Source organism: Streptomyces sp. NBC_00829 (genome assembly GCF_045161795.1).
Classification (GTDB): domain Bacteria; phylum Actinomycetota; class Actinomycetes; order Streptomycetales; family Streptomycetaceae; genus Streptomyces.
Genome location: NZ_CP108867.1, coordinates 2,870,350 through 2,892,689 on the forward strand (window position 1 = coordinate 2,870,350; position 22,340 = coordinate 2,892,689).

General features: G+C 69.2%; 23 protein-coding genes. 4 read left to right on the forward strand and 19 right to left on the reverse strand.

Going from position 1 to position 22,340, the window contains the following annotated elements:
• Positions 1 to 97: 97 nt before the first annotated feature.
• Positions 98 to 1,252 carry a winged helix DNA-binding domain-containing protein gene (locus OG293_RS12045; RefSeq protein ID WP_405998792.1) on the forward strand — a complete coding sequence of 385 codons (1,155 nt, stop codon included), beginning with the start codon at positions 98 to 100 and terminating at the stop codon, positions 1,250 to 1,252.
• Here OG293_RS12045 and OG293_RS12050 read toward each other — a convergent pair.
• From OG293_RS12050 to OG293_RS12065, 4 genes are all read right to left on the reverse strand, one after another.
• Positions 1,230 to 2,783, reverse strand: coding sequence for a DUF2079 domain-containing protein (locus OG293_RS12050; RefSeq protein ID WP_405998793.1), 1,554 nt, complete (start codon positions 2,781 to 2,783; stop codon positions 1,230 to 1,232). The two genes, OG293_RS12045 and OG293_RS12050, sit on opposite strands and share 23 nt — an antisense overlap.
• A 30-nt stretch (positions 2,784 to 2,813) precedes the next feature.
• The gene (locus OG293_RS12055) at positions 2,814 to 3,578 is read right to left on the reverse strand and encodes a class I SAM-dependent methyltransferase (protein WP_405998794.1); all 765 of its coding nucleotides are present in this window, start codon (positions 3,576 to 3,578) and stop codon (positions 2,814 to 2,816) included.
• A complete protein-coding gene (locus OG293_RS12060; RefSeq protein WP_405998795.1) occupies positions 3,575 to 3,979 on the reverse strand; it encodes a cupin domain-containing protein in 405 nt (134 codons plus the stop codon). Before OG293_RS12060 ends, OG293_RS12055 begins: the two co-directional genes overlap by 4 nt.
• 137 nt (positions 3,980 to 4,116) lie before the next feature.
• On the reverse strand, positions 4,117 to 5,064 hold the full coding sequence (locus OG293_RS12065) for a prepilin peptidase (RefSeq protein ID WP_405998796.1): 948 nt from the start codon (positions 5,062 to 5,064) through the stop codon (positions 4,117 to 4,119).
• Positions 5,065 to 5,168: 104 nt separating this feature from the next.
• On the opposite strand from OG293_RS12065, the gene OG293_RS12070 reads away from it, so the two are divergent.
• On the forward strand, positions 5,169 to 5,600 hold the full coding sequence (locus tag OG293_RS12070; protein ID WP_405998797.1) for a DUF192 domain-containing protein: 432 nt from the start codon (positions 5,169 to 5,171) through the stop codon (positions 5,598 to 5,600).
• Positions 5,601 to 5,715: 115 nt separating this feature from the next.
• Here OG293_RS12070 and OG293_RS12075 read toward each other — a convergent pair whose 3' ends face one another.
• The 15 genes from OG293_RS12075 to OG293_RS12145 form a co-directional block, all read right to left on the reverse strand.
• Positions 5,716 to 5,952 (reverse strand): hypothetical protein, encoded by a 237-nt coding sequence (locus OG293_RS12075; RefSeq protein WP_405998798.1) that lies wholly within the window; start codon positions 5,950 to 5,952, stop codon positions 5,716 to 5,718.
• 276 nt (positions 5,953 to 6,228) lie between these two features.
• On the reverse strand, positions 6,229 to 6,855 hold the full coding sequence (locus OG293_RS12080) for an OmpA family protein (protein WP_405998799.1): 627 nt from the start codon (positions 6,853 to 6,855) through the stop codon (positions 6,229 to 6,231).
• A gap of 4 nt (positions 6,856 to 6,859) precedes the next feature.
• Positions 6,860 to 7,471 (reverse strand): hypothetical protein, encoded by a 612-nt coding sequence (locus tag OG293_RS12085; RefSeq protein WP_405998800.1) that lies wholly within the window; start codon positions 7,469 to 7,471, stop codon positions 6,860 to 6,862.
• A gap of 31 nt (positions 7,472 to 7,502) precedes the next feature.
• The gene (locus tag OG293_RS12090) at positions 7,503 to 8,021 is read right to left on the reverse strand and encodes a pilus assembly protein TadG-related protein (RefSeq protein WP_405998801.1); all 519 of its coding nucleotides are present in this window, start codon (positions 8,019 to 8,021) and stop codon (positions 7,503 to 7,505) included.
• A gap of 65 nt (positions 8,022 to 8,086) precedes the next feature.
• Positions 8,087 to 8,326, reverse strand: a complete 240-nt coding sequence (locus OG293_RS12095; protein WP_405998802.1) for a hypothetical protein — start codon at positions 8,324 to 8,326, stop codon at positions 8,087 to 8,089.
• 233 nt (positions 8,327 to 8,559) lie between these two features.
• Entirely contained in the window at positions 8,560 to 9,708 is a 1,149-nt protein-coding gene (locus tag OG293_RS12100) for a response regulator (RefSeq protein WP_405998803.1), read from the reverse strand.
• 46 nt (positions 9,709 to 9,754) lie between these two features.
• Positions 9,755 to 11,179: a sensor histidine kinase gene (locus OG293_RS12105; protein WP_405998804.1), complete on the reverse strand. Its 1,425-nt coding sequence runs from the start codon at positions 11,177 to 11,179 to the stop codon at positions 9,755 to 9,757.
• A 31-nt stretch (positions 11,180 to 11,210) separates the two neighbouring features.
• The gene (locus tag OG293_RS12110) at positions 11,211 to 12,086 is read right to left on the reverse strand and encodes a DUF5936 domain-containing protein (RefSeq protein WP_405998805.1); all 876 of its coding nucleotides are present in this window, start codon (positions 12,084 to 12,086) and stop codon (positions 11,211 to 11,213) included.
• Positions 12,087 to 12,095: 9 nt separating this feature from the next.
• Positions 12,096 to 13,034: a type II secretion system F family protein gene (locus tag OG293_RS12115; RefSeq protein WP_405998806.1), complete on the reverse strand. Its 939-nt coding sequence runs from the start codon at positions 13,032 to 13,034 to the stop codon at positions 12,096 to 12,098.
• A 17-nt stretch (positions 13,035 to 13,051) separates the two neighbouring features.
• Positions 13,052 to 14,389 (reverse strand): CpaF family protein, encoded by a 1,338-nt coding sequence (locus OG293_RS12120; RefSeq protein WP_405998807.1) that lies wholly within the window; start codon positions 14,387 to 14,389, stop codon positions 13,052 to 13,054.
• Between the two features lie 91 nt (positions 14,390 to 14,480).
• Positions 14,481 to 14,834: a TadE/TadG family type IV pilus assembly protein gene (locus OG293_RS12125; protein ID WP_405998808.1), complete on the reverse strand. Its 354-nt coding sequence runs from the start codon at positions 14,832 to 14,834 to the stop codon at positions 14,481 to 14,483.
• Positions 14,831 to 15,310, reverse strand: a complete 480-nt coding sequence (locus OG293_RS12130; protein WP_405998809.1) for a TadE/TadG family type IV pilus assembly protein — start codon at positions 15,308 to 15,310, stop codon at positions 14,831 to 14,833. The genes OG293_RS12125 and OG293_RS12130 overlap by 4 nt, the downstream gene beginning before the upstream one ends.
• 11 nt (positions 15,311 to 15,321) lie before the next feature.
• A complete protein-coding gene (locus tag OG293_RS12135; protein ID WP_405998810.1) occupies positions 15,322 to 16,602 on the reverse strand; it encodes a CpaE family protein in 1,281 nt (426 codons plus the stop codon).
• A gap of 7 nt (positions 16,603 to 16,609) precedes the next feature.
• Complete coding sequence (gene cpaB / locus OG293_RS12140) at positions 16,610 to 17,323, reverse strand: Flp pilus assembly protein CpaB (protein ID WP_405998811.1); 714 nt, start codon at positions 17,321 to 17,323, stop codon at positions 16,610 to 16,612.
• A 120-nt stretch (positions 17,324 to 17,443) separates the two neighbouring features.
• Positions 17,444 to 18,322: a hypothetical protein gene (locus OG293_RS12145; RefSeq protein ID WP_405998812.1), complete on the reverse strand. Its 879-nt coding sequence runs from the start codon at positions 18,320 to 18,322 to the stop codon at positions 17,444 to 17,446.
• 387 nt (positions 18,323 to 18,709) lie between these two features.
• Here OG293_RS12145 and OG293_RS12150 point away from each other — a divergent pair, with 387 nt between their 5' ends.
• Positions 18,710 to 20,107 (forward strand): IS1380 family transposase, encoded by a 1,398-nt coding sequence (locus OG293_RS12150; RefSeq protein ID WP_405998813.1) that lies wholly within the window; start codon positions 18,710 to 18,712, stop codon positions 20,105 to 20,107.
• A 446-nt stretch (positions 20,108 to 20,553) separates the two neighbouring features.
• Entirely contained in the window at positions 20,554 to 22,182 is a 1,629-nt protein-coding gene (locus OG293_RS12155) for a chitinase (protein ID WP_405998814.1), read from the forward strand.
• The last annotated feature ends 158 nt before the right edge of the window (positions 22,183 to 22,340 follow it).

Sequence of the window (22,340 nt, forward strand, 5' to 3'; positions counted from 1 at the left end):
CAGGGGCGCGGGATCCGGCCGCACCAGCGCCGGATCCGGTGACGTACGAGGCGGAACGAGGACAGTAACTGACCCAATTGGCTCCTAGGGTCGCCGTATGACCAAGCGCAAGGTGACGTGGACCGAGGCCAACGCCCGCCGCATCGAGCGACAGGGACTGGCCGCCCCCGCGAGCACCTCTCCCGCCGGCATCGCCGCCGCCCTGCTCGGCGCGCACGCACAGGTACTGTCCGCCGCCGAGCTGTCGCTCGCCCTGCGGCTGGCAGGCGGTGCGACCCGGGCCGATGTGCGCGCGGCACTGTGGAGGGACGGCAGCCTGGTGAAGACGTTCGGGCCGCGCGGCACCGTCCATCTGCTGCCCGCCGCCGATCTGCCCCTGTGGACCGGAGCGCTCTCCGCGATCCCGGCCGGGGCGAGTCCGATGCCGGCGGACGTACGGATGACGGCAGCGCAGACCGATCAGGTCGTCGATGCCGTCCGGGACGCCCTGGACGGCGTGGAACTGACCGTTGACGAGCTGACCGACGCGATCGTGGCGCGCACCGGCTCCTGGGCCGGCGACCGGGTGATGGACGCCTTCCAGGACAAGTGGCCGCGCTGGCGGCAGGTCATGCACACGGCCGCGCACCGCGGCGCGCTCCGCTTCGGGCCGGACCGCGGCCGGAGAGCGACCTACACCAGCCCCGGTGTCACGCCCATGGACGGGCCCGCCGCGCTCGACGGGCTCGTGGACCGCTACATGCGCGCCTACGGGCCGGTGACGGCGCGGCACTTCGCCAGGTGGCTCGGCGCGCCGAAGGGGTGGGCGGGGCAGTTGTTCGCGTCGCAGGCGAAGGCGGGACGGATCGAGGAGGTGTCGTTCGAGGGCTGCCCGGCGTGGGTGGCCGCGGGCGACAACGTGTTCACCGCCGGGCCGCCGCCCGGTGTGCGGCTGCTGCCCTACTTCGACGCCTACACCATCGCCTCGCAGCCCCGCGAGCTGCTCTTCCCGGGCATCGCCTACGAGCGGGCCCTCGCCGGCGGTCAGGCAGGGAACTTCCCGGTGGTGCTCGTCGACGGGTCCGTCGCCGGTGTGTGGCACCAGCGGCGGTCCGGGCGCCGGATCGCCGTGACCGTGGAGCCGATCGGGGACGCCCTCACGACGGCCGCGCGGCGCCGGGCGCTGGAGCGGCAGGTCGAACGGGTCGGTGAAATCCTTCAGGGGAACGCCGAGTTGACGGTCGGGAACGTCAGTGTCGGGCCGCACGCCTGAGGCGCAGCAGGGTGATCCCGTCCCGCCGGTCGACGCGCTCGTATCCGTAACCGCGCTGCGCCTCGTTCAGTTCGGCGGTCTGCTGCTCGGGCGGATAGGGCCAGTGGCCGGTCTTGTAGGGCCATGCCTCCGGCGCTCTGCTGTCATGGATGATCCACTCCGCGGTCGGGCGGGGCAGCTTCCCCGTGTCGTACTCGTACAGCCGGGAGCCGACCGGGAAGGTCGGGAAGAGAACCACCTGGCAGCGCGAAGTGAGCTGCGGGACCAGGCGGTTGGAGGCGGCGACCGTGACGCCGTCGGGGATCTGGGCGAGCAGCGCGCGGGCCGCCCTGATGTGGGGCGTCGTGTGCCAGGTGGCGCGCTGGGCCAGCTGGGCGAGGGGGAACGAGGGCAGCATGACCACGGTGACCGCGAGGACGGTGACGAGCGAGGCCCGCAGATGGCGGTGGGTGAGCGGATGGTCCGAGCCGCGCCACTGGCGCAGCGTGTCGATGAAGCCGGCGAGGACGACCGGCATCAGGACGGCGCTGTAGTGGAAGGCAGTGCCCCAGTGGAAGCCGTTCTGCGACAGCATCCGCCAGGTGAGCGTGGGGACCGCGATCAGCGAGAGCGGCGAGCGCAGCGCGAGCAGCGCGGACGGGGCGAAGACCAGGATCAGGGTCATGGCCTTGATGTCGGGGCGCAGCGCGTCCAGCGGAGCGAAGGCGACGGTGGTCAGGAGAGAGCTGTGGGAGCCCTCGGCGAGGTTCTCGCCGTGCGCGTAGCCGCCGGCCGGATTGAAGGCGGGCAGCAGCAGCTTGATCTCGATCGCGGAGGCGAGCAGTCCGGTCGCGGCGGCGACGATGCCGAGTCGCCGTGGGCCCTTCCAGGCGACGTAGACGCCGAGGGCGGCGAGCGTGAGCCCCAGGTCCTCCTTGATCAGGACGAGCGGGGCCGCCCAGACGACGGCCGTGACCCAGCGTCGCCGGCCCAGTGCCTCCAGGGCGAAGGAGACCAGCGGCACGGCGAGCGCGACCTCGTGGAAGTCGAAGGCGGCGGCCGACGCGATGCCCCAGCTGAGGCCGTAGCCGATCGCGACGACATGGGCCGGGCGGCGGCCGAGGTCCCGATGCGCCCAGCGCACGAGCGGTACGGCGGCGAGCGCGAGCAGCGCGGACTGGGCGAGGAGCAGACAGACGGGGGACGGCCACAGCCGGTAGAGCGGGGCGAGGACGGCGAGCGCGGGATGGAAGTGGTCGCCCAGCAGATTGAAGTGGTCGCCGCGCAACGGGACGACGGGGGAACGCAGTTGGGAGTAGGCGCGCACGGCCTGCTCGAAGATGCCGAGATCGTAGCCGGTGGTACGCATCAGGACATGGCGGCGCACGGCGACGGTGGCGTAGAGGAAAAAGAAGGCCGCCGCCCAGCTCCAGGGGAGCAGAGCGGCGGGGAAGCGGGCAGCGGGCCGGAACCCGGGCTCCGGCGAGGGGGCGGGGATGAGGGAGCGCAGTACTCCGCGTCGAGCCGCCGCATTGTCAGAAAATGTCCGCATACAACCGGATGCTAGACGGGGACCTGCGCGCTACCCGGGCTTGACCGCCTCGATGAGGAAGCGCGTCGTCGTGGCGACGAACGGCCCCTCGGCCTCGATCTGCTCATGCAGGGCCGCGAGCTGTGGACGGTACTGCTCGACCGTGAAACCGGGCACCATCCAGATCACCTTCCGCAGGAAGTAGACGACTGCGCCGATGTCATGGAACTCCGTACGCAGCGACTGGGCACGCAGGTCCACCACATCGAGCCCCGCCGCCTCGGCCTCCTGCTTCGCCCTCCGGGGATCGCGGGCGTTCTTGACCTCGGGCCGCTGCGGCCCGAGAAAGTACTCCACGAGCTCGAACACGCTGGCCGGGCCCACCTCCTGGGAGACATACGTGCCGCCGGGCCGCAGCACCCGGGCGACCTCGCCCCACCAGGCCTTCACCGGATGCCGGCTGACGACGAGGTCGAACGCCTCGTCCGCGAACGGCAGCGGAGGCTCGTCGGGATCGGCCACCACCACGGCGCCGAGCGGATGGAGCAGGGCGGTGGCGCGGGCGATATTCGGCGGCCACGACTCCGTCGCCACGGTCAGCGGCGGCAACCTGGGTACGGACGCGAGGACTTCACCCCCGCCGGTCTGGATGTCCAGGGCGGCAGAGGCACGGGCCATCCGTTCGGCCATCGAGCGGGCGTAGCCCCAGGAGGGGCGCTCTTCGGTGGCCCGCCCGTCCAGCCAGGAGAAGTCCCAGCCGTCGACGGAGACGGATCCGGCCTCCGCGACGAGTTCGTCGAAGCTGCGCTGTGTCATGAGAGGGCGTGTCCCGTGGTGCTGTCGACATGACCGGGGATCTCGCCGTCGTGCCGGTCGCCGGTCGACTTCGTACCGGAGGGCTCGAACATCAGGATCGAGCCACCGGGCGAAGAGGGCTTGTGCTCGGTGCCCTTCGGGACGACGAAGGTGTCGCCCTTGTGGAGCTCGACCGTGGACTCGGTGCCGTCGGCGGCGCGCAGGGCGATGTCGAACCGGCCGTCGAGTACGAGGAAGAACTCGTCGGTGTCCTCGTGGACGTGCCAGACGTGCTCGCCTGCGGTGTGGGCGATCCGTACGTCGTAGTCGTTCATGCGGGCGACGATGCGAGGGCTGTAGACCTCGTCGAAGGAGGCCAGGGCCTCCGTGAGATTGACCGGCTTCGCGTGGATGGAATCCATGCGACCGATTCTTGTGCGCGGAACGGGCCGTGTCGTGCGGATATCCGCGCCGCGGGTGCGTGGCGCGGGGTGCGCGTGGGAGGCGCTGACGCTGGGTGCGCGTGGGAGGTGCGGGGTCGCGCGGGCACGGCGGCCGGTCAGCCCGTCGCGGCGAGGGCTCCGAGCAGCATCCCGGCGAGCGCGCCCACGATCATGAAAGGGCCGAAGGGGATCGCGGTCTTGCGGTTCGCGCGGCGCAGGGCCATGAGCCCGAGTCCGTAGAGCGAACCCAGCAGAAATCCCGCGAAGGCACCCGCGAAGAGCACCGTCCAGCCGTACCAGCCGAGGACGACGCCGAGGGAGAGTGCGAGCTTGACGTCGCCGAAGCCCATGCCGTTCGGGTGGATCAGAAAGAGCATGAAGTAGGCGGCCCCGAGAACGAGCCCGCCGAGCAGTGCTGAGGGCGAGGAGCCGCCGTCGCCGGGGAGCAGTTCGGCAAGCCCGAGGAGGACGGCGGCACCGGCGGCGAGCGGGAGGGTCAGGCCGTCGGGCAGACGGTGGACCGTGCGGTCGACCAGGGCGAGCAGCACGGCGAACGGCGTGAGCAGCAGCCAGACGGCCAGCTCGGGACGCGCGCCGGTGGTGGCGGCGAGGACCGCGCAGACGAGTGCGGTGACAAGGGCCGCGCTGATGGGCGCGGCGACGAGGGCCGTGTCGGCGGGGGCTTCGTCGGTGGGAGCTTCGTCGGTGGGGGCGGGTGAGCCTTTGGGGGGCCGGTCCGACGTCCCGGGGACCGGAGTTTCCGGGCCTTCGGCGGACGCCGGAGTGCCTCGGTCTTCGGCGGACGGGACCGGGGCGGCGTCGGGTTCGCGGGGCGCCGTGGCCTCTGCCGTACGCCGGGAGCGGGCCGAGAAGACGGCGGTGCAGCGCGGACAACGGGACCCGCCGAGCCAGCCCCGCGCGGGCCCGGTGAACGGGTGCCCGGCCGGGCACGCGGAACGCCACTCCTCGTCCGGCTCAACGGAGAGCCGGTACGCGGCACGCGGGACGAGGAGCCCCGTGACAGAGCCCCAGAGGGCGGCGACGGCGATCAGCGTGGCGTACACGGCAGCGAGCGTAGGGGGCCCGGCGGCCCCGGTCATGGGCCCTGGGGCCCACTCCTGATGATCCGGGCCCAGGGGCCGGACCCCGGGCGCTACGGTCTACGACCATGGGTCGACGACGTCAATGGCACAACGGGACAGGGACGTTGAGGGTCACCGGGCCGAACGCGCCGGGGACGGTCCCGGGGCAGGATGCCGGCCCCTGCCCCGGCCCCGTGCCGGTGACGGTTCCGGTGGAGATCGCGGCCTCGTACGGAACACGGCGGCGCGGGCTGCTCGGGCGCGACGGCATCGCGGGCGCGATCCTGCTGACGCCGTGCAGCAGCGTGCACACCTTCCGGATGCGCTTCACGATCGATGTGGCGTATCTGGACAAGGAGTTGAGGGTCGTCGACGTCCACACGATGAAGCCGGGGCGGCTGGGCAGGCCTCGTCTGCGGGCGCGCCATGTGCTGGAGGCGGAGGGCGGGGCGATGGCGGAATGGGGCGTACGTCCCGGCGTACAGCTGAGTGTGGAGACGGCCGCGACCACCGCCTGAGCCCGTCGCGCCACGTGCGCGGCCACTGTCGCAGTTTGACCGCTGTCGGACCTTGACGACTGTCGGACCTTGCCCCTCCTGTCGGAGCTTGAGGGCTGTCGGAGCTTGAGGGCTGTCAGGGCTGGAAGACCAGGGGGACCGGAACGCCTTCGAAATCGCCCGTGACCTGGTAGGCGAAGGCGTCATCACCGGCCCTGGCGACCGGCAGGGCTGGGTGGTCGTCGGCGGAGTCGGCGGCCTGGACGCCGCCGTCCGTGCCTTGACCGACGCCGCAACTGCCGCTGACGGCCTGGCAGATCTTTCCCGATCGCCCTGCCCACCTCGGGCACACCACCGGTCGCCACCAGCGCATCCATGATCGCGATGACGACCACGACCAGGCCGATGTACTCCACCGCGGTCTGGCCCTGACTGCGACTTCCGCAGCCCGAGTGCCTCGCCTCGGTGCATGGCACCAGCGCACGCACCCGCCGGCGAAGCTGACGCACTACCCCCATACGCGGCATGGGCACGACGCTACGGGCGGGCGGGTACGCAGTCGTGGGCCCCAGGACCCAAAGCCGGACTCACCTGGGCAGCGCGGAAAATGGGCCCCGCCGGGGACTGCGGCGGGGCCCACCGGAAGCGGCTAGGAAGCGGTGCCGCGCGGGAACGAGACCTCCACGCGCCGGTTCTTCCGGCGATTCTCCTCGGAGTTGTTCTCGGCGATCGGGAACTGTTCGCCGTACCCACGGATCTCGTACGAGATGCCCACGGCGGCGAGCTCGTTGGAGAGCTGTCCGTGCACCGCGTCGGCGCGCTGCTTGGAGAGGACATCGCCGTGCTCGGACGAGCCGAGGTCGTCCGTGAAGCCGAACACCCGTACCTTCTTGGCGTTCTGCTTCCTGATCTCGTCGGCGATCGCCCTGATGCGGGAGTTGGCCGCGCTGCTCAGCTCGGCGCTGTCCTTGCCGAAGAGGACCTCGGCCTGAAGGCTGAACTTGACCTCGGAGTTGGAGTCCTCGCGCTGCTCGTTGCCGGCCTCGTCGCCGACGACCTGCTTGATCTCCAGGACCTTGCCGGGAGCGAGGGTGGCGCCGTCGACCATCTTGAGGTCGGGGTCGCTGACGTCGATCTTTCCCTCGTACACCGAGGTGGCCTTCGGCCGTGGCCCGTCCTCGGCGCCCGCGGAGGGGACGGCACAAACGGTCAGAGCGAGGGCGAGGGAACCGACGACGACGGCCCGCCCGCACACAGAAGCAGTACTGACTCGCATGAGCTCACTCGCTTCCGAGCCGAAGCGTCACCGACTGGAAGGTGGGCAGCGAGAAGGTCACCTGGTTGACGGTCTCGGGAGGGGCCGGGAACTGCATGAAGACAGGCACGCTGGCCTTGGCCTCGACGCTGCTGAGGGTGGTGACCAACGGCCGGTTCTCGGTGTCCCGCAGCACGTAGTAGCGCTTTTTCTCCTTGGCGTCCACAAAGGTGGCTCCGGCGAGCGAGCCGCCTCCTACGGCCTGCGCGATCTCCAGCTCGGAGCCGCGCCAGTCAGTGGTGTCCTGGAAGTCCTTGTCGGTTGTGTTCCGGAGATTCCCTTGGATCGTCACAAAGCCACCGGTGTCCCGTACCGCTGCGGTGATATCCAATTCGATGCCCTTTTCACCTTTCAAGGTGGCGATGACCTTGTCCGACGGTGGTTTGGCACTTCCGGGATCCCCATTGCCTCCCTGATCCACCGCGCCTCCGTTGTCCGGAGTGGAGGACTGGCCGGCAGGGGAGGGCTTGTCCTGCTTGTCGCCGCTGCCACATGCGGCCAGCGCGAGAGTGAGCGCCACCGCCGCGGTGACGGCCGCCGCCGCCCTGCGCGCCTGCGAGATCTGCCGCATGCTCATCACTGCGATTCCTCTGCTAGTCATCACTCGGTCAGTCAACGTCGATCAAACGCACGGTGAAGAGATCGGCCAGATCCGGCACGCTACCGAGGTCGTGGGGGTCGATCAAAGCGTCCAGGCCGTCGCAGTCCAGCTTCGCTCCATTGAGCGAACACTTCGGTACGACCACGCCTCTGGCCACGGCGGCGCCTTTTCTGTCCGCCGTGCCCGGGATCACCGAATCACCGATGGTCTTCTTCGTTTTGACTCCGACCGTGAACCCCCAGTACTGCCCGTAGTAGGTCAGGCACGTGGTCCTGTCCGAGTCGTTCTTCTGCGCGTAGGCATCGGCGGCAGCACATGCCGTGCCGGAAGGGAAACCTCTGCCGAGAATGAGATCGGCCCAGTTGACGGGCAGTTCCGGTCCGAGCAACCGCTCCACGATCTGATCCCGTGCGTCCTTGGCTGCTGCCAGCGCGGCGGCGTCGGCAGCGCCCTGCGCCCGGTTGCGCTGATCGGCGGATTCACCGACCACGAAATACGCGAACGCGAGGAAGAGCAGGCCCGCCACCACCGTGATGTAGATGGGGAAGGCCTGCCCTGCCTCGCGTTGTCCGCGGGGTACTCGCCGCAGTGTCAGCCGCCGGCGGTGCCGACAACGTCCTTGATCTTCTTGCCGATCGTCTCGCCGATGTCCTGCCTCATGGTCACGATGATCGCAATGATCGCGATGACCGCCACCAGCATGCCGATGTACTCGACCGAGGTCTGCCCCTCGTCCGCCCTCCGGCGCATCCGCTCGATCGCCGTGTTCCTCCAGCCGCTCACACGAAGCTGTGTCGCAACGGCCGCCTTGAGCGCGATGTCCTTCGACATGGTGTTCCCCTCCGGGTCCGGCCGGCCGTGCACCGGCCGGTTCGCACGTCTCGTCAGTGCCTTCCGCGTAACCGGCTTCCTCCTGGCCGGTGCCGCTCTCGACACGAGAAACGTACGGCGGGAGAGGGGTTCCCGAAGAGGGTCCCAGGGCCCAATCCAAGGCCCAAAAGGAGGGTTGGGCCCGGCCCTCCGGCAGCCGGGGCCGGGGAGGCCCGTAGCGTGTCGCCGTCCCCTCAGCCATGGCCCGTCCCCCCTCCCCTCGGCCCACCGCCACCGCCGTGACCGTGTGCCGTGCCGAGCCAGACCGCGATGGCTTCGCTGCGGCTGGCGCTGTGCAGCTTGGCGAAGATGCGGTTGATGTGGTTCTTGACCGTCTTCTCGCTGATGAAGCAGGTGGCGGCGATCTGCTGATTGGTCATGCCCGATGCGATCAGATCCATGACCTCTGCCTCCCTTGAGCTCAGTCCGAACGCCGCCGGGGAACCCGCTCGTCGAGCCACGCCCTGCGGCGCATCCGGTGATGCCGGCTCCCGCACCCCCGAAGACTGTCCCACACTTGATTGCATACGCGAAGTCTCGTACCGCGACTGCAATGAGTTCGATACAAACGACCCTTGCGCTGAACGCGAGTTGGCACGCTGACGCGGGTCCGGCTGCGAGGGGATGCCGTGTGCAGTCGCACCTTGATATGGCGGGGGGACGCCCGGAGCGCCGCCGCCCTGAGCACCGGAGGTGAACATCTGCCCCAGCCCGTCCGGCAGCGGCAGCGGCTCCGTCGGCGCGGACGACTCGCCCCTCACATGGGCGAGCAGCGCGTTGGCCGCGGTGGCCGTGAAATGGGCCCGGCCGTGACGGATGTCCCGTACGGCGTCCACCAGCTGGTCCGCGGTGAACTCCCCGTGCACCAGGTAGCCGCCCGCCCCCAGTCGCAGGGCCTCCCGCACGATCTCGCTCTCGCGGCTGTACGTCAGCATCATCACCGGGGCGATCCGCGCCAGATGGGGCAGCGCGGAGATGCCGTCGACGCCCGGCATCCTGACGTCGAGCAGCACCACGTCGGGCCGGTGCCGCTGAGCCGCCTCGTAGGCCGCGCGTCCGTCGGCGGCCTCGGCGACCACCGCGATGTCCTCGCGGCCCGAGAGCAGCACATGCAGTCCGGCCCGTACGACGGGATTGTCGTCGGCGACGACGACGCGGAGCGGGGGCGGGGTCGGCGGAGCGGGGAGGTCGGGGAACCCTCCGGGTGCCGCGGCCGGCGGGGGGAGCGGTACCTGGGCAGGAGTGTGCTCGGAGCGGATGAAGGTGCTGTGCGACGACGTGTGCTGGGACACGTGCGAGGCAGGCAGGTGCTGTCCGGATGTGTACGACGAGTCGTCCGGCATGATGCGGCCTCCTTTCGGTGTGTGGGGGCTGAGGTGGGGGGATCGGCTAGTGCGGGGTCCACGGAGGCGCAGCGGCCGGGGGCCCGCCGGGCAGGAGTGCGTTGACGGGGATCTCCAGGCGGACTTCCGTTCCTTGGGTCGCCCGTCCTCGTCCGATGCGGATACGGGCGCCGATTCCGGCCGAGCGCTCGACCATGCCGACGAGTCCGAAGTGGCCCGCCTTTCGGAGGTCGTCGAGCGATGTGCCGGGAGGCAGGCCGCATCCGTCGTCGTAGACGCTGATGCGCAACGCGCCGTCGACGACTCCGACGGACACGTCGAGACAAGTGGGGCGTGCGTGGCGGTGGGCGTTCTCCATCGCCTCGGACGCGATGGTCAGTAAGTGCCGTGCCACGGCGTGCGGCACTTCGGGCACGGGCTGGTCGCCCAGGGTGCGCCAGGTCGCTCGCATGCCCGTTCGCCGGGCGAAGTCGTCGGTGCGCGCGCCCAGTTCGGCCACCACATCCACGCCGGCGGCGCCGGGATCCGTGCGACGGCGCAGGTCGGAGAGCAGCTCGCGGGACTCGGCGGCGGCGCGGCGGGCCGATCTGGCGACCACCTCTGCCTGGTGCTTGACCGTCAGCGGGTCCATGCGGTCGGCCGAGGAGGCCAGACCGTCGGCGGCCAGTGCCACTCCGTGGAGGGTCTTGGCCACGGAGTCGTGCATCTCGCGGGCCAGACGGGCGCGTTCGCCTTCGACGGCCTCGGTCACCGCGAGCCGCGAGCGTACGTCGCTGAGCGCCTGGGTGGCAGTGCCGAAGCGGAGCATCAGCTGGCGCAGGCTGACGCCGACCGCGCCCAGCACGGCGCAGAGGCCGGGCAGGAGTGTGGAGCCGGCGAGCGAGACGTTGAGGTCGGGGTTGGCGGCGTAGGCGGCGAAGATGATGAGGATGGTGAGCGAGGCGAAGACCCCGGCTCCGCGCCAGCCGTAGACCAGGCCCGCCAGCAGCGGCGTGCAGATGGTGACGTAGCTCAGTGGGCTGGCCGGGGTCGCGGTGATCAGCAGCAGGGCGCCGAAGACGGCATCGGCACCGAGCAGCCAGGGGTGCTTGAGCAGCAGCGGGCCGAAGCGCTCCCAGTCACGGAACAGGACGTACGAGCCCATGAACGTGACCAGGACGGCCAGACCGACCAGGAGGGTGGGCCAGCCCGACGCCGTGCCCGTGATGGCGAACGGGGTGGCCAGCGCGATCATCGCCAGCCGGAAGCCGAAGACCTGGCGGCACATGGCCTGGAGGGCGCTGAGCTGAATCTTGAGCGCGGGCTCGGCGGGCGCGGGCTCGGGGGACGCGGGCTCGGGGGACGCGGAATCGCCGGGCGCGGAATCGCCGGGCGCGGAATCGCCGGGCGCGGAATCGCCGGAGGCAACGCCGAGCACACCGTCCGCCGTCAGGCGGCCGGCCGGTCCGGTGGACACCGGGTGGAGCGCCATGGGCCTTTCCCCCTTCCTCGGAATCCGCCGCTCAGCCGCCGAGGCTCATGCCGGAGCCGAGGAACATGCCCGCCCCGATCAGGAGGATGGTGGCCGGGACCATGAGCATGGTCACGATGCCGGTCGCCTGGGGGACGGCCTTGGACGCCCTGCGCCGGGCGTTCTGGGCGTCGGTGCGGCGCATGTCGTTGGCGATGGCGATCAGCGTGTCGACGATCGGCGCACCCAGTTCCTCTCCCTGCTGGAGGGCGGTGACGAACTGGGCGACCTGTTCGGAGGCGTTCCGCCTGCGCAGCTGCTCGAAGGCGTCGCGGCGGCTGACGCCCATGTCCATCTGACGCAGCGTGATCTTGAGTTCGTCAGCCCACGGGCCCTGATACCGCTCCGCCACCCGGTCGAGCGCCTGCCGGAAGCCCAGGCCGGCGGAGACGACGACCGCCAGCACATCGAGGAAGTCGGGGAGTGTGCGCTCGATGGCCGCCTTGCGGGCCCGTGTGGCCGCCCAGATGCCGACCTCCGCCCACCAGATGCCGAAGGCCACGAACAGCAGGGCGAAGAGGGGGTGGGCGTTGATGATCAGGGCGAAGGCCCCCAGCGCACCGATGAAGCCGTAGACCGCGCGGCGGGCGGCGTAGCGGTCCACGGTCAGACCGCCGGGGTTGCCCGCCATGTCGAGCCTGACGCGCAGCTTGTTGACCCGCTTGGGTCCCATCATCCGCAGCACGGCTGGTGCGTAACGCATGCCCAGACGGTCGATGCCGCTGCCCACGGCGCCGGTGCGTGTGGAGCCCACTTCGAGGGCGAGGAGGAGGTCCGTCGGCAGTCTGGCGTCCGCGCGGTACAGCCGGATGCCGTAGAACATGCCGGTGACGCAGAGGGCCCCGGCGAGTGCGAGCAGCAGTTCCATGGCGTCCCCTCAGACTTCGATCTTGGCCAGTCGGCGGACGAGGAAGAAGCCGACGAGATACAGGCCCAGGGCGGTCAGGACGACCGCCTGGCCCAGGGTGTTGCCGGTTATCTTCTCCAGGGCTCCGTCCCAGACGCTGTCCATGAGCATCAGCATCGCCAGGCCCATCCCGGGGACGATGTACGCGGTCAGCGTCACCTGCGACAGCTGTGTCCTGACCTCGCGCCGGGTCTCCTTGCGCTCTTCCAGCGTCTCGGTGAGGTTCCGCAGAGAGCTCACGATGGCGCCACCGGACCGGTTCGAGAGGACGAGCGTGGTGACGAGGACGACCAGTTCGCGTGAGGGCAGCCGGTCGGCGAGCTCGCCGAGCGCGTCGTCGACGGAGTGGCCGAGCGCGAGGGCGTTGGCGACCTTGGCCAGTTCGTCGCCCGCCGGTTCTTCCAGTTCCTCGGCGGCCAGGCTGATCGCCATCCGCAGCGCGAGTCCGGCCTGGGTGGCGTTGGCGATGATGCGGGAGAGCTCGGGCAGCTGGTTGATGAACTTCTCGATGCGCTTCTGGCGCTGCCAGTTGAGGAAGGCGAAGGCGGACCAGAGCGCGATCAGCCCGGCGATCGGGCCGAAGAAGGAAGCGAGCACCGAGCTGGCGAGGAGCCAGAAGCCGGCGACTGCGGCGACCATGTAGACGAAGAACTCACCGGGTGTGAGGTCGAGTCCGGTGGCGGAGAGGCGCTGCTCGATCCTCTTGCCGAAACGGGTCTTCTTCAGTCTGCGGTCGATGCCCTGGAAGCGGCGCCGCCGTCCGGGCGTGGTGATCTGCTGCGTCGAGGACAGACGCAGTTCGAGCGCGGCGCGCTGGGCCCGGCCGGACGCGTAGGTGTGGACGCCCGCGATCAGCAGCACGCTGAAGAGCAGGGCGGCGCCGATCGTCAGCTGATCCAGTCGATTCATTTCCTGGCACCTGCTCGTTATTTGGCTTCTCTGGAGGCGAGTTGCTCGACGGACTGTGCGATACCGAAAACCTGAGGTACGGGCTGTCCGGCCAGGTAGAAGCGCTCGGCGACCCGCCGGGTGAGGGGGTAGTACTCGAAGTGCCCGTGGATCTTTCCGTCGGCGCTCATGGGCTGGGCGAGGAAGCGGCACACCGAGACGATCCTGAAGGGCTCGCGCCCGTGCGAGTCGAGGACGGCGATCTCGGAGATCTTGCGTGAGCCGTCGGCATGCCGGGTGAGCTGCACGATCACATCGAGGGCGGAGTTGATCTGGTCCTGAAGGGCCGCGAAGGGAACCTCCACTTCGGACATCGAGGCGAGTGTCTGCAGCCGCATCAGCGCGTCCTCGGCGCTGTTGGCGTGGACGGTGGCGAGCGAGCCGTCATGACCGGTGGACATGGCCTGGAGCATGTCGAGGGTCTCGCCGCCGCGGACCTCTCCGACGATGATGCGGTCGGGGCGCATCCGCAGCGAGTTGCGTACGAGATCGCGGATGGTGATCCGCCCCTTGCCCTCGACGTTCGGCGGACGGGACTCCAGCCGGATCACATGGGACTGCTGGAGCTGGAGCTCGGCCGAGTCCTCGATCGTGATGACCCGCTCACCCTCGGGAATGAGCCCGGAGAGTGCGTTGAGCAGGGTCGTCTTGCCGGTGCCCGTGGCGCCCGACACGATGATGTTCATCTTGGACTGCACCAGCGCGGCAAGCAGATAGAGCATGGGCTCGTCGAGCGATTCGAGGCCGATCAGCTCCCGGAGCGTGAAGGCCCTGGGGAAGCGCCGGATGGTGAGGATGGGGCCGGTCAGCGAGAGCGGCGGAATGATCACGTTGACGCGCTCACCGCTGGGAAGGCGTGCGTCGACCATCGGGTTCGACTCGTCCACCCGGCGGTTGACCGTGGAGACGATGCGCTCGATCGTCTGCATCAGCTGGTCGTTGGAGGCGAAGCGCATCGAGAGCTGCTCGACCCGGCCGCCACGCTCGACGAAGATCTGGTCCGGGCCGTTGACCATGATCTCGGAGACGGAGGCGTCCTCCAGGAGGGGTTCGAGAATGCCCAGTCCCAGGGCTTCGTCGACCACCCGCCGGATCAGCTGGGCGCGCTCGACCGTGGAGAGGACGGGTCCCTCCCGGCTGATGATGTGGCCGAGCACGCGCTCCAGACGTACGCGGCGCTCCACCGCGGCGAGCGCCGACATCTCCGCGAGGTCGATCTCCTGAAGCAGCTTCGCCCGGTAGGTCGCGACGAGATGGCCGTCTTCACGGTTACCGCCGTTCTCCTCGGGGGCGCCTCTGCGCTCCAGAAGGCTCATCGGTACTCCAACTCTTCGGCTGTTCGGGTCTCTTCGGCCGTTCCGGTCTCTTCGGCTGTTCCGGTCTCTTCGGTCTGTTCCGGTCTCTTCGTCAGTCGCGCGGCATGGTGGACGTGCGCTTCACCGGATCGAAGGAGAACCCGGGAATGATCGAGGGGATGTCCACCGTGGCCGTCGCCGTGGCATCGTCGGCTGATCCGCTCATGGCGATGTGGGTGCCTCCTTTGACAAGGTCGCTGACGGCCGCCTCGCCCGCCGCCTTGCCCGCTCCGTCGTCGTCGTGAGAGCTCACGCGGGCGGCGGTGCGCGCCGCCGTGCCGGCCTGCTGCATGGCGAATGCCGCCAGTCCGAACTGGACCAGGCAGATCCCGATGAGGATCAGGATCGGCAGGAATCCGATGTACTCGACCGCCGTCGCGCCCTTGTCGTCTCTTCGCCTGGTCATTTGTCCAGCCCCTCCAGCGGCGAACTGGCCTCGGCGGTCACGGTGCCGAACGAGAAGCCGGTCAGGCCCGGTATCAGGACCGGTACCCGCACCCCCACGCTCGCCCTCATGGTCCCGTGCGCGCCGTCCCTGGTGCAGCCGGCGGTGAAGTCGTAGTCGTCGTCGGCGACTCCGAGACGGGCACCTTCGGCGCAGCCTGCGTCGGTGTCCCCCACTCCGTCCTTCACGGCCGCGTCGTGGGCCGCTCGGTCGGCGCCGTTGCCCGCCAGGGTGTAGGCGTATCCGAACAGCACGGCCTGCCAGAGCAGCACGCAGGTGAGGAGAATGACCGGCAGCATGCCGACGAACTCGACGGCGATCTGGCCGCGGTCGCGCACGCGTAACCGCTCAGGGACCCGCCGGTGGATCCGGCCAGGGACCCGCGCCCGGATCCAGTCGCCGGGCGGACGCTTGCGGCCGGGCCGGTTGGCTCTCATCCCCCTGCCCCTCACTTCCCGTCCCTCGATGGGTCGACTCGTGAGCGCCGTCCGAAGACGAACGACCCACGGTCGTTCGCCGAACGTCCGCCCCTGCCCCTGGTCCTGCCCTCGTTCTCCGGCGTCTGCACCAGCCCGAGCTCTCCCGCCAGACCCCACAACGCCTGCTTGACCGAGCTTCTGGCTTCCAGGTCCTGCATCCGGCCGGCGTCGACCGCTCCCTGCAACTCCTTGAAGTTCGACGGAATCGTCACGCGCGCCACCCGGGTGCCGGTGACCCGCTCGATCAGCGGCGGCTGGATCTCCGTCGTACGCACATGCCGGTTGACCACCGTGACCGTCTCCTCCGCCTTGCGGATCTGGAGCCGGTCCCAGAGGCGGACCATGCGCTTGGCTCCGCGCACCGCGACCACGTCGGGGGTCGTCACCAGCACAGCCTTCTCCGCCATCTCTATGGCGGTGGCGTTGGCGCTGTTCATCTGGGAGCCGCAGTCGACGACCACGACCTGGTAGCGCTGGCGCAGTGCGCTGACGACCTGCCGGGCCACCCGGTCGGTGACTTCTTCGCCCCGCTCGCCCTCGCCGGGAGCGAGGAGCAGTCCGAGCCCGCTCTCGTGGTGGAAGACCACGTCCTGGAGTACCCGGGGAGAGATGTCCTGGATGCCCGCCAGGTCGACGATGGAGCGGCGGAACTGCACATCGAGATACGAGGCGACGTCGCCGGACTGCAGATCCATGTCGACGAGCGCGGTGTGCCGGCCGGAGGCCTGTGCGGCAAGGGCGAGTTGGACAGCGGTCAGGGTGGTCCCTACGCCGCCCTTGCCGCCCGCGACGGCGACCACGGTGCCGCCCGGCCCGGAGAACACCTCCGGGGTCTGGCCGAGGTGTCGGCGTACGCCCACGGACCATCCGGCCGCCGCCTGGACCCGGGTGACCAGTTCCTCGTAGCTCAGCGGCAGTCCGATCAGACCCCGCGCACCCGAGTCCATGGCCGCCGAGAACAATCCCGGGCTGGCGTCGGACGTGATGAGTACGACGCCGACGGCAGGGAAGCGCAGGGCCACCTCCCGGATCACCTCGAGTGCCGGTACCGGCCCGATCCGCTCATGTACCAGGACGACCTCGGGCAGCTCGTCGATCGACTCCCCGGCCAGCCGGGCCAGGGTGTCGAGGAGCGTGGTCGAGTCGCCCACCGCACTGGCCGGCTCCGCGTCGGGGAGCTGGCTGAGCAGAGTGGTGACGGAGCGGGCGGCATCGGCGTCGCCGACGGCCGGGATGATTCGCGTGGTCATACAGCCCTCACCTGTTCTTGTCTTCGTCGAGGGTGTAGGTGCTGTCCCCTGGGCGCAGCGTGGTGGGGGTGGAGTTCCCGAGGAGGGCCAGCCGGACGTGCTCGGCGAAGGACTCGGCGTAGGCGAGCCGCTGGGCGTCGGTGGTGTTGAGAGCGAACGTGATGGGCACGGCCTGGCCGACTCCGCTGCCCCGGTCGTTCTTGTCGGGCTGAAGTGCGGTGATCCGGCCGACGTCGATGACCCTGGCGTTGGGGACGATGATCCGTGACTGGTTGGCCTCGCCATCGGTCTTGCCCGCGAACGTGGCGAAGATATTGACCAGGGAACCCGGCGTGATCTTTCCGGCCACACCGGTGGCGGCGTCGATCATGATGGCGATTTCCTGTTCGCCGTTGCCGACGGCGGGCTTCTTCACCATCATGTCGTCCTGCAACAGCGAGCCCCGCTTGAGCTGCGTGACGGCGATCTTGTCCCTCACCACCGCGAGATCGGTGACCGCATTGGGTGAGAGCCAGCGCTTGGGCATCGACATCTTCTCGAACTGCCCTGGGTCAAGGGATGTGTACGGCGCCACATCGGACTTGATCCGGTAGGCCGTGACCTCGGGACCCACCTTGGAATTCACATCGCTGATGACGGAGAGGACTCCGGCGAACACACCGAAGGCGCAGAGCACCGAGAGGAGCAGAAGTATGACGCCACGGCGCTGACGTGAATTCATGGTCGGGAGAACCTCGTTCAGGAGCGTTGAGGAGCGGACAGAGTCGGAACTGTGCACGTACCTGAGCTGCTGCGGCTGGGCCGGTGAGGTGGAGCCTCCGGGAGCGGCCCGAGCGGCCGGTTACGAACTCTGGTGCATCGGGGCCCCTTGAATCAGGACACCAGCCGTGTGCGTGTGGTTCTCGGCCGGGGCGAGCGGCGCCGAGCAGAAGCCGCAGCGATCACCTATGAGTTCAATGCCGCACCAGATGCACACCTCTCGCCGTACGGACGAAACCAACTGGTAGAGCACGGAGATATCGGGTAGATAGGCGGCGAATTCGATCAGCCGGGAGGTGCCCCACCAGCGGGGCGAATCGGAAGGGAGAGCGGTTTCCTGAACTCCCTGCGCCTGCCAGGCCGGAGCGAGTTCCGAGGCTGCCCAATCGCTTTGCAACTGTCCTTTTCCAACAAGGAGTTGTGTGCTGAACTCAGGGCCCGCCAGCTCTCCGGATCCGACTTTCACCAGTTGGGGGGCGGGGTTGGCCAGCACGGCGAACTGGGACCCCGGGACCCAGGACTTGGCGTGGGACTTCAGGCCGACCGGCACACGGTCCAGTTTGGTGACGGAGTTGAGCAGCGCGCCCGCGTAGATGTAGTGGGAGAGCAGCCGGGCGGCCGAGGCGACGACACCGGGGCTGAAGTCGCAGACCGACAACTGCCGTAGCTGACGCACCAGAACGGCCACGCCCAGGGGCGGAAGATCCAGCTTCAGACAGGCGATCCGGTCGCTCTCCAGGACCGAACGGACAGTGTGCAGCCGACGTTCGTGAGCAAGGGGGATGGTCGCCGGATAGACGGCGATCACGTAGCCGTGCTGTTCGAGAAGGACGGTCATGTCGGCGAGCGCCGCGTCCAACGACTGGGCATCCGGGGCATGCAGCAGAGCCGCCGTGGGTGTCTGGTGATCGGTGGGCGGCAGCACCAGATCGGCGCTCGTGACAGCTATCGCGGTCGGCACGCTGGTTCCCCGTTCAGCCCCGGACGCCGGGGGTCCGGCGGCCGCAGATACCTACTACTCCGTGCTACTGCCCCAGCACTTTATCGGCGTCATACAAGGCAGAGAACACCTTTCAGATCTCTCGGCCACAACTCGCACACGCTCCGCACAGGCGAAAACGGGCGAAGGCGTCAGAGGTTAACTCCCGTTTCATGAGAGCTAATTCGCCCTCCTCTGCATGGGGCCCGTGCCCGCCTCCGGGCCCTAGTCGCCCGGACAGCCCTTAGCCTCGATCCACCGAGCAATAGCCGGTCCAGGGCTTGGACATGAAGACGCGGATGCCCTCTGAGCTGGGATGATGGGACTTCCTACGGTTCCATATCCACAGAGCAAGAGAACATCCGCGAGATGCAATCTTCCCATGCCGCTTCGGCGGTGTCCGCCGCGTTCGATGACACGAATCTGATCGCGCATGCCGGGCTGGTCCCGGTGATGCGGCTGGCCGAGCGGTGCGGTCTGTCCCGGCTGGTGACGGAGAAGGTGAAACTGACCGGGGCGAAGAACGGCGCGGGTGCGGGGGCGGACGCCAAGGTCACCAGCATTGTGGCCGGGATGGTCGCGGGTGCGGACAGCATCGACGACCTGGACGTGCTGCGGCACGGGGCGATGCCCGTGTTGTTCGGCGGTATCCGTGCCCCGTCCACGCTGGGCACGTTCCTGCGCGCGTTCACCCACGGTCACGCCCTCCAGCTCCATGCCGTGCACCGCAGGTTCCTGGCCGTGCTGGCCGCGCACACCCCGCTGCTGCCCGGCGCCGGCGACAAGGCGTTCATCGACGTCGACTCCACCCATAAACGCGTCTACGGCCGTACCAAGCAGGGCGCCGAGTACGGCCGGTTCAAGGGCATCCGCACCCTGCACCCCCTGCTCGCCACGATCTGCACCCCGCACTCGCGGCCGGTGATCGCCACCGTGCGGATGCGCCGCGGCAAAGCGGCCGATTCCCGCGGCGCCCCGAAGTACGTCAGCGAGGCGCTGGCCACCGCGGTGGAAGCGGGCTGCACCGGCCTGCGCATCCTGCGCGCGGATTCCCAGTTCTACAACGCCGGGGTCATCGCCGCCTGCCGCCGGGCCGGTGCCCGCTTCTCCCTCACCTGCGGCATGAACCCGTCCGTCAAACGGGCCGTTCACAGCATCCCCGACACCGCATGGCAGCAGATCACCTACCCCACCGCTGTGCCCGATCCCGACACCGGAGAGCTCATCTTTGACGCCGAAGTCGCCGAGATACCCGCCTACACCGCCTTCGCCGGCCGCAAGAAGAGCGAACAGGTCACCGCCCGGCTGATCGTGCGCCGCGTCCGCGACCTGGCCAAACCCCCGGTGATCGGCAAGCAGGGCGAACTGTTCCCCGTCTGGCGCCACCACCCGTTCTTCACCGACCAGCCCGCACCGACCCTCCAGGCCGAACGCGAACACCGCCACCACGCCGTCGTCGAGCAGGTCATCGCCGACAGCAAAGCCTCCGCCCTGGCCCACCTGCCCTCCGGACACTTCAACGCCAACGCGGCCTGGCTCACCCTGTGGGCGATGACCTACAACCTGCTGCGGGCCACCGGCTCGCTGACCTCCGCTTTCCATGCCAAGGCCACCACCGCCACCCTCCGCGCCCACCTGGTCCAGGTTCCGGCCCGGATCGCCCGCTCCGCACGGCGCATCACCCTGCACCTACCGAACAACTGGCCCTGGCAACACGCCTGGACGCACCTGTTCGACACGGTCCACGGCCCACCCGCACCGGCCTGACAGTCCTTGCCCATCCCGCCCGCCAGGGCCAACCGGAACCGAACGTGGAAAAGCTGGGCAGACCAGCGGCTACCACCCGCCCACGCCCAAGCGCCGACCCGAAAGCGGCCCGAAACCGGTCAGGAGATCACTTCCAAAAACACGTCGGTGGATCGAGGCTTAGCGCCCCGTCTCGTGGTGCTGTTCCTGAGCGAGTACGCGCAGGCCACGCTCGCCCACTGTCCGGATGCATATATGCGAATCGCTGCCACAGGTCTTGACAACCCGATTGGTCTGGACCAACTTGTACGCCCAGCGGTGGCCACCGTTCCCGTACCTCACCTCCACACCCCCAACTCCCCCACCGGAGGCAGCAAGTGGACCGCACCACACGCTCTCGCGGACGACTCTCACGAAGATGGCTCGGCGGAGCTCTTGCGCTCGCCGTCGGGACCGGTCTCACCCTCATGGGCACCGTAGAAACCGCGCAGGCCGCCGACGTCAATGTCGCCAAGAACGCCGGCTTCGAGTCCGGTCTCGCCAACTGGACCTGCTCCAGCGGCAGCGGGGCCACCGTCTCCTCGCCCGTGCACGGCGGCGCCGCCGCTCTCAAGGCGACGCCCGCCGGGCAGGACAACGCCAGGTGCACACAGACGGTCGCCGTCAAGCCCAACTCGACGTACACGCTGAGCGCCTGGGTACAAGGCGGCTACACCTACCTCGGAGCCACCGGCACCGGCACCACCGACGTCTCCACCTGGACGCCGGACTCCTCCGGCTGGAAGCAGCTCTCCACCACCTTCACCACGGGCACGAACACCACGTCGGTGACGGTCTACACCCACGGCTGGTACGGCCAGGCGGCCTACTTCGCCGACGATGTGAACGTCTTCGGCCCCGACGGTGGCGGTGGCACCGACCCCTCGCCGACCGTGCCCGCCGCACCCGGCGGCCTCGCGGTGGGGTCCGTGACCTCGTCCTCCGTGGCCCTGTCCTGGAACGCGGTGTCCAACGCGACGGGCTACAACGTCTACCAGAACGGCACCAAGGTGCAGGCGGTGACCGGGGCCTCGGCCACGGCCACAGGTCTGAGCGCCTCCACCTCGTACCAGTTCCAGGTGACCGCGACCAACGCGGCGGGTGAGTCGGCGAAGTCCGCGGCGGTCACCGGCACCACCTCGGCCACCGGCGGCAACCCGGGCGGCGGCACGGTCCCCAAGCACGCGGTGACCGGCTACTGGCAGAACTTCAACAACGGCGCGACCGTACAGAAGATCAGCGATGTGCCGGCCAACTACGACATCATCGCGGTCTCCTTCGCCGACGCGACCGGTACGCCGGGCGGTGTCACCTTCAATCTCGACACGGCCGGGCTCGGCGGCTACACCGTCGACCAGTTCAAGGCGGACATCAAGGCCAAGCAGGCGGCCGGCAAGTCCGTGATCATCTCGATCGGCGGCCAGAACGGCACGGTCTCGATCAATGACTCGGCCTCCGCGGCGAACTTCGCCAACTCCGTCTACTCGATGATGCAGACCTACGGCTTCGACGGCGTCGACATCGACCTGGAGAACGGCCTCAACGCCACCTATATGACCCAGGCACTGCGCTCGCTGTCGTCGAAGGCGGGATCGAAGCTCGTCATCACCATGGCGCCGCAGACCATCGACATGCAGTCGACGTCGAACGAGTACTTCAGGACGGCGCTCAACATCAAGGACATCCTGACCGTCGTCAATATGCAGTACTACAACAGCGGTTCGATGCTGGGCTGCGACGGCAAGGTCTACTCGCAGGGCTCGGTGGACTTCCTCACCGCGCTCGCCTGCATCCAGCTGGAGGGTGGCCTCGCGCCGTCCCAGGTCGGACTCGGCCTGCCCGCCTCGACCAGCGGCGCGGGCAGCGGCTACGTCTCGCCGACCATCGTCAACAACGCCCTGGACTGCCTGGCCCGCGGCACCAACTGCGGTTCGTTCAAGCCGTCCAGGACGTACCCGGCGCTGCGCGGCGCGATGACCTGGTCCACGAACTGGGACGCCAGGTCGGGCAACGCCTGGTCGAACGCGGTCGGGCCGCACGTCCACGCCCTTCCGTAACCCTGTTCGACCCCTCGCTCAGGCCGGGGGCGCCGCCGCTCTGCCGGTGGCGCCGCCGGCCCCAGGGGCGCGCACTCGCACACGAATGTGCCTCACATGTGCCTCACATCACCGTGGTTGAGCGAAATGGCGCAAGAGGGCGTCCGCGGGCTTGAGCG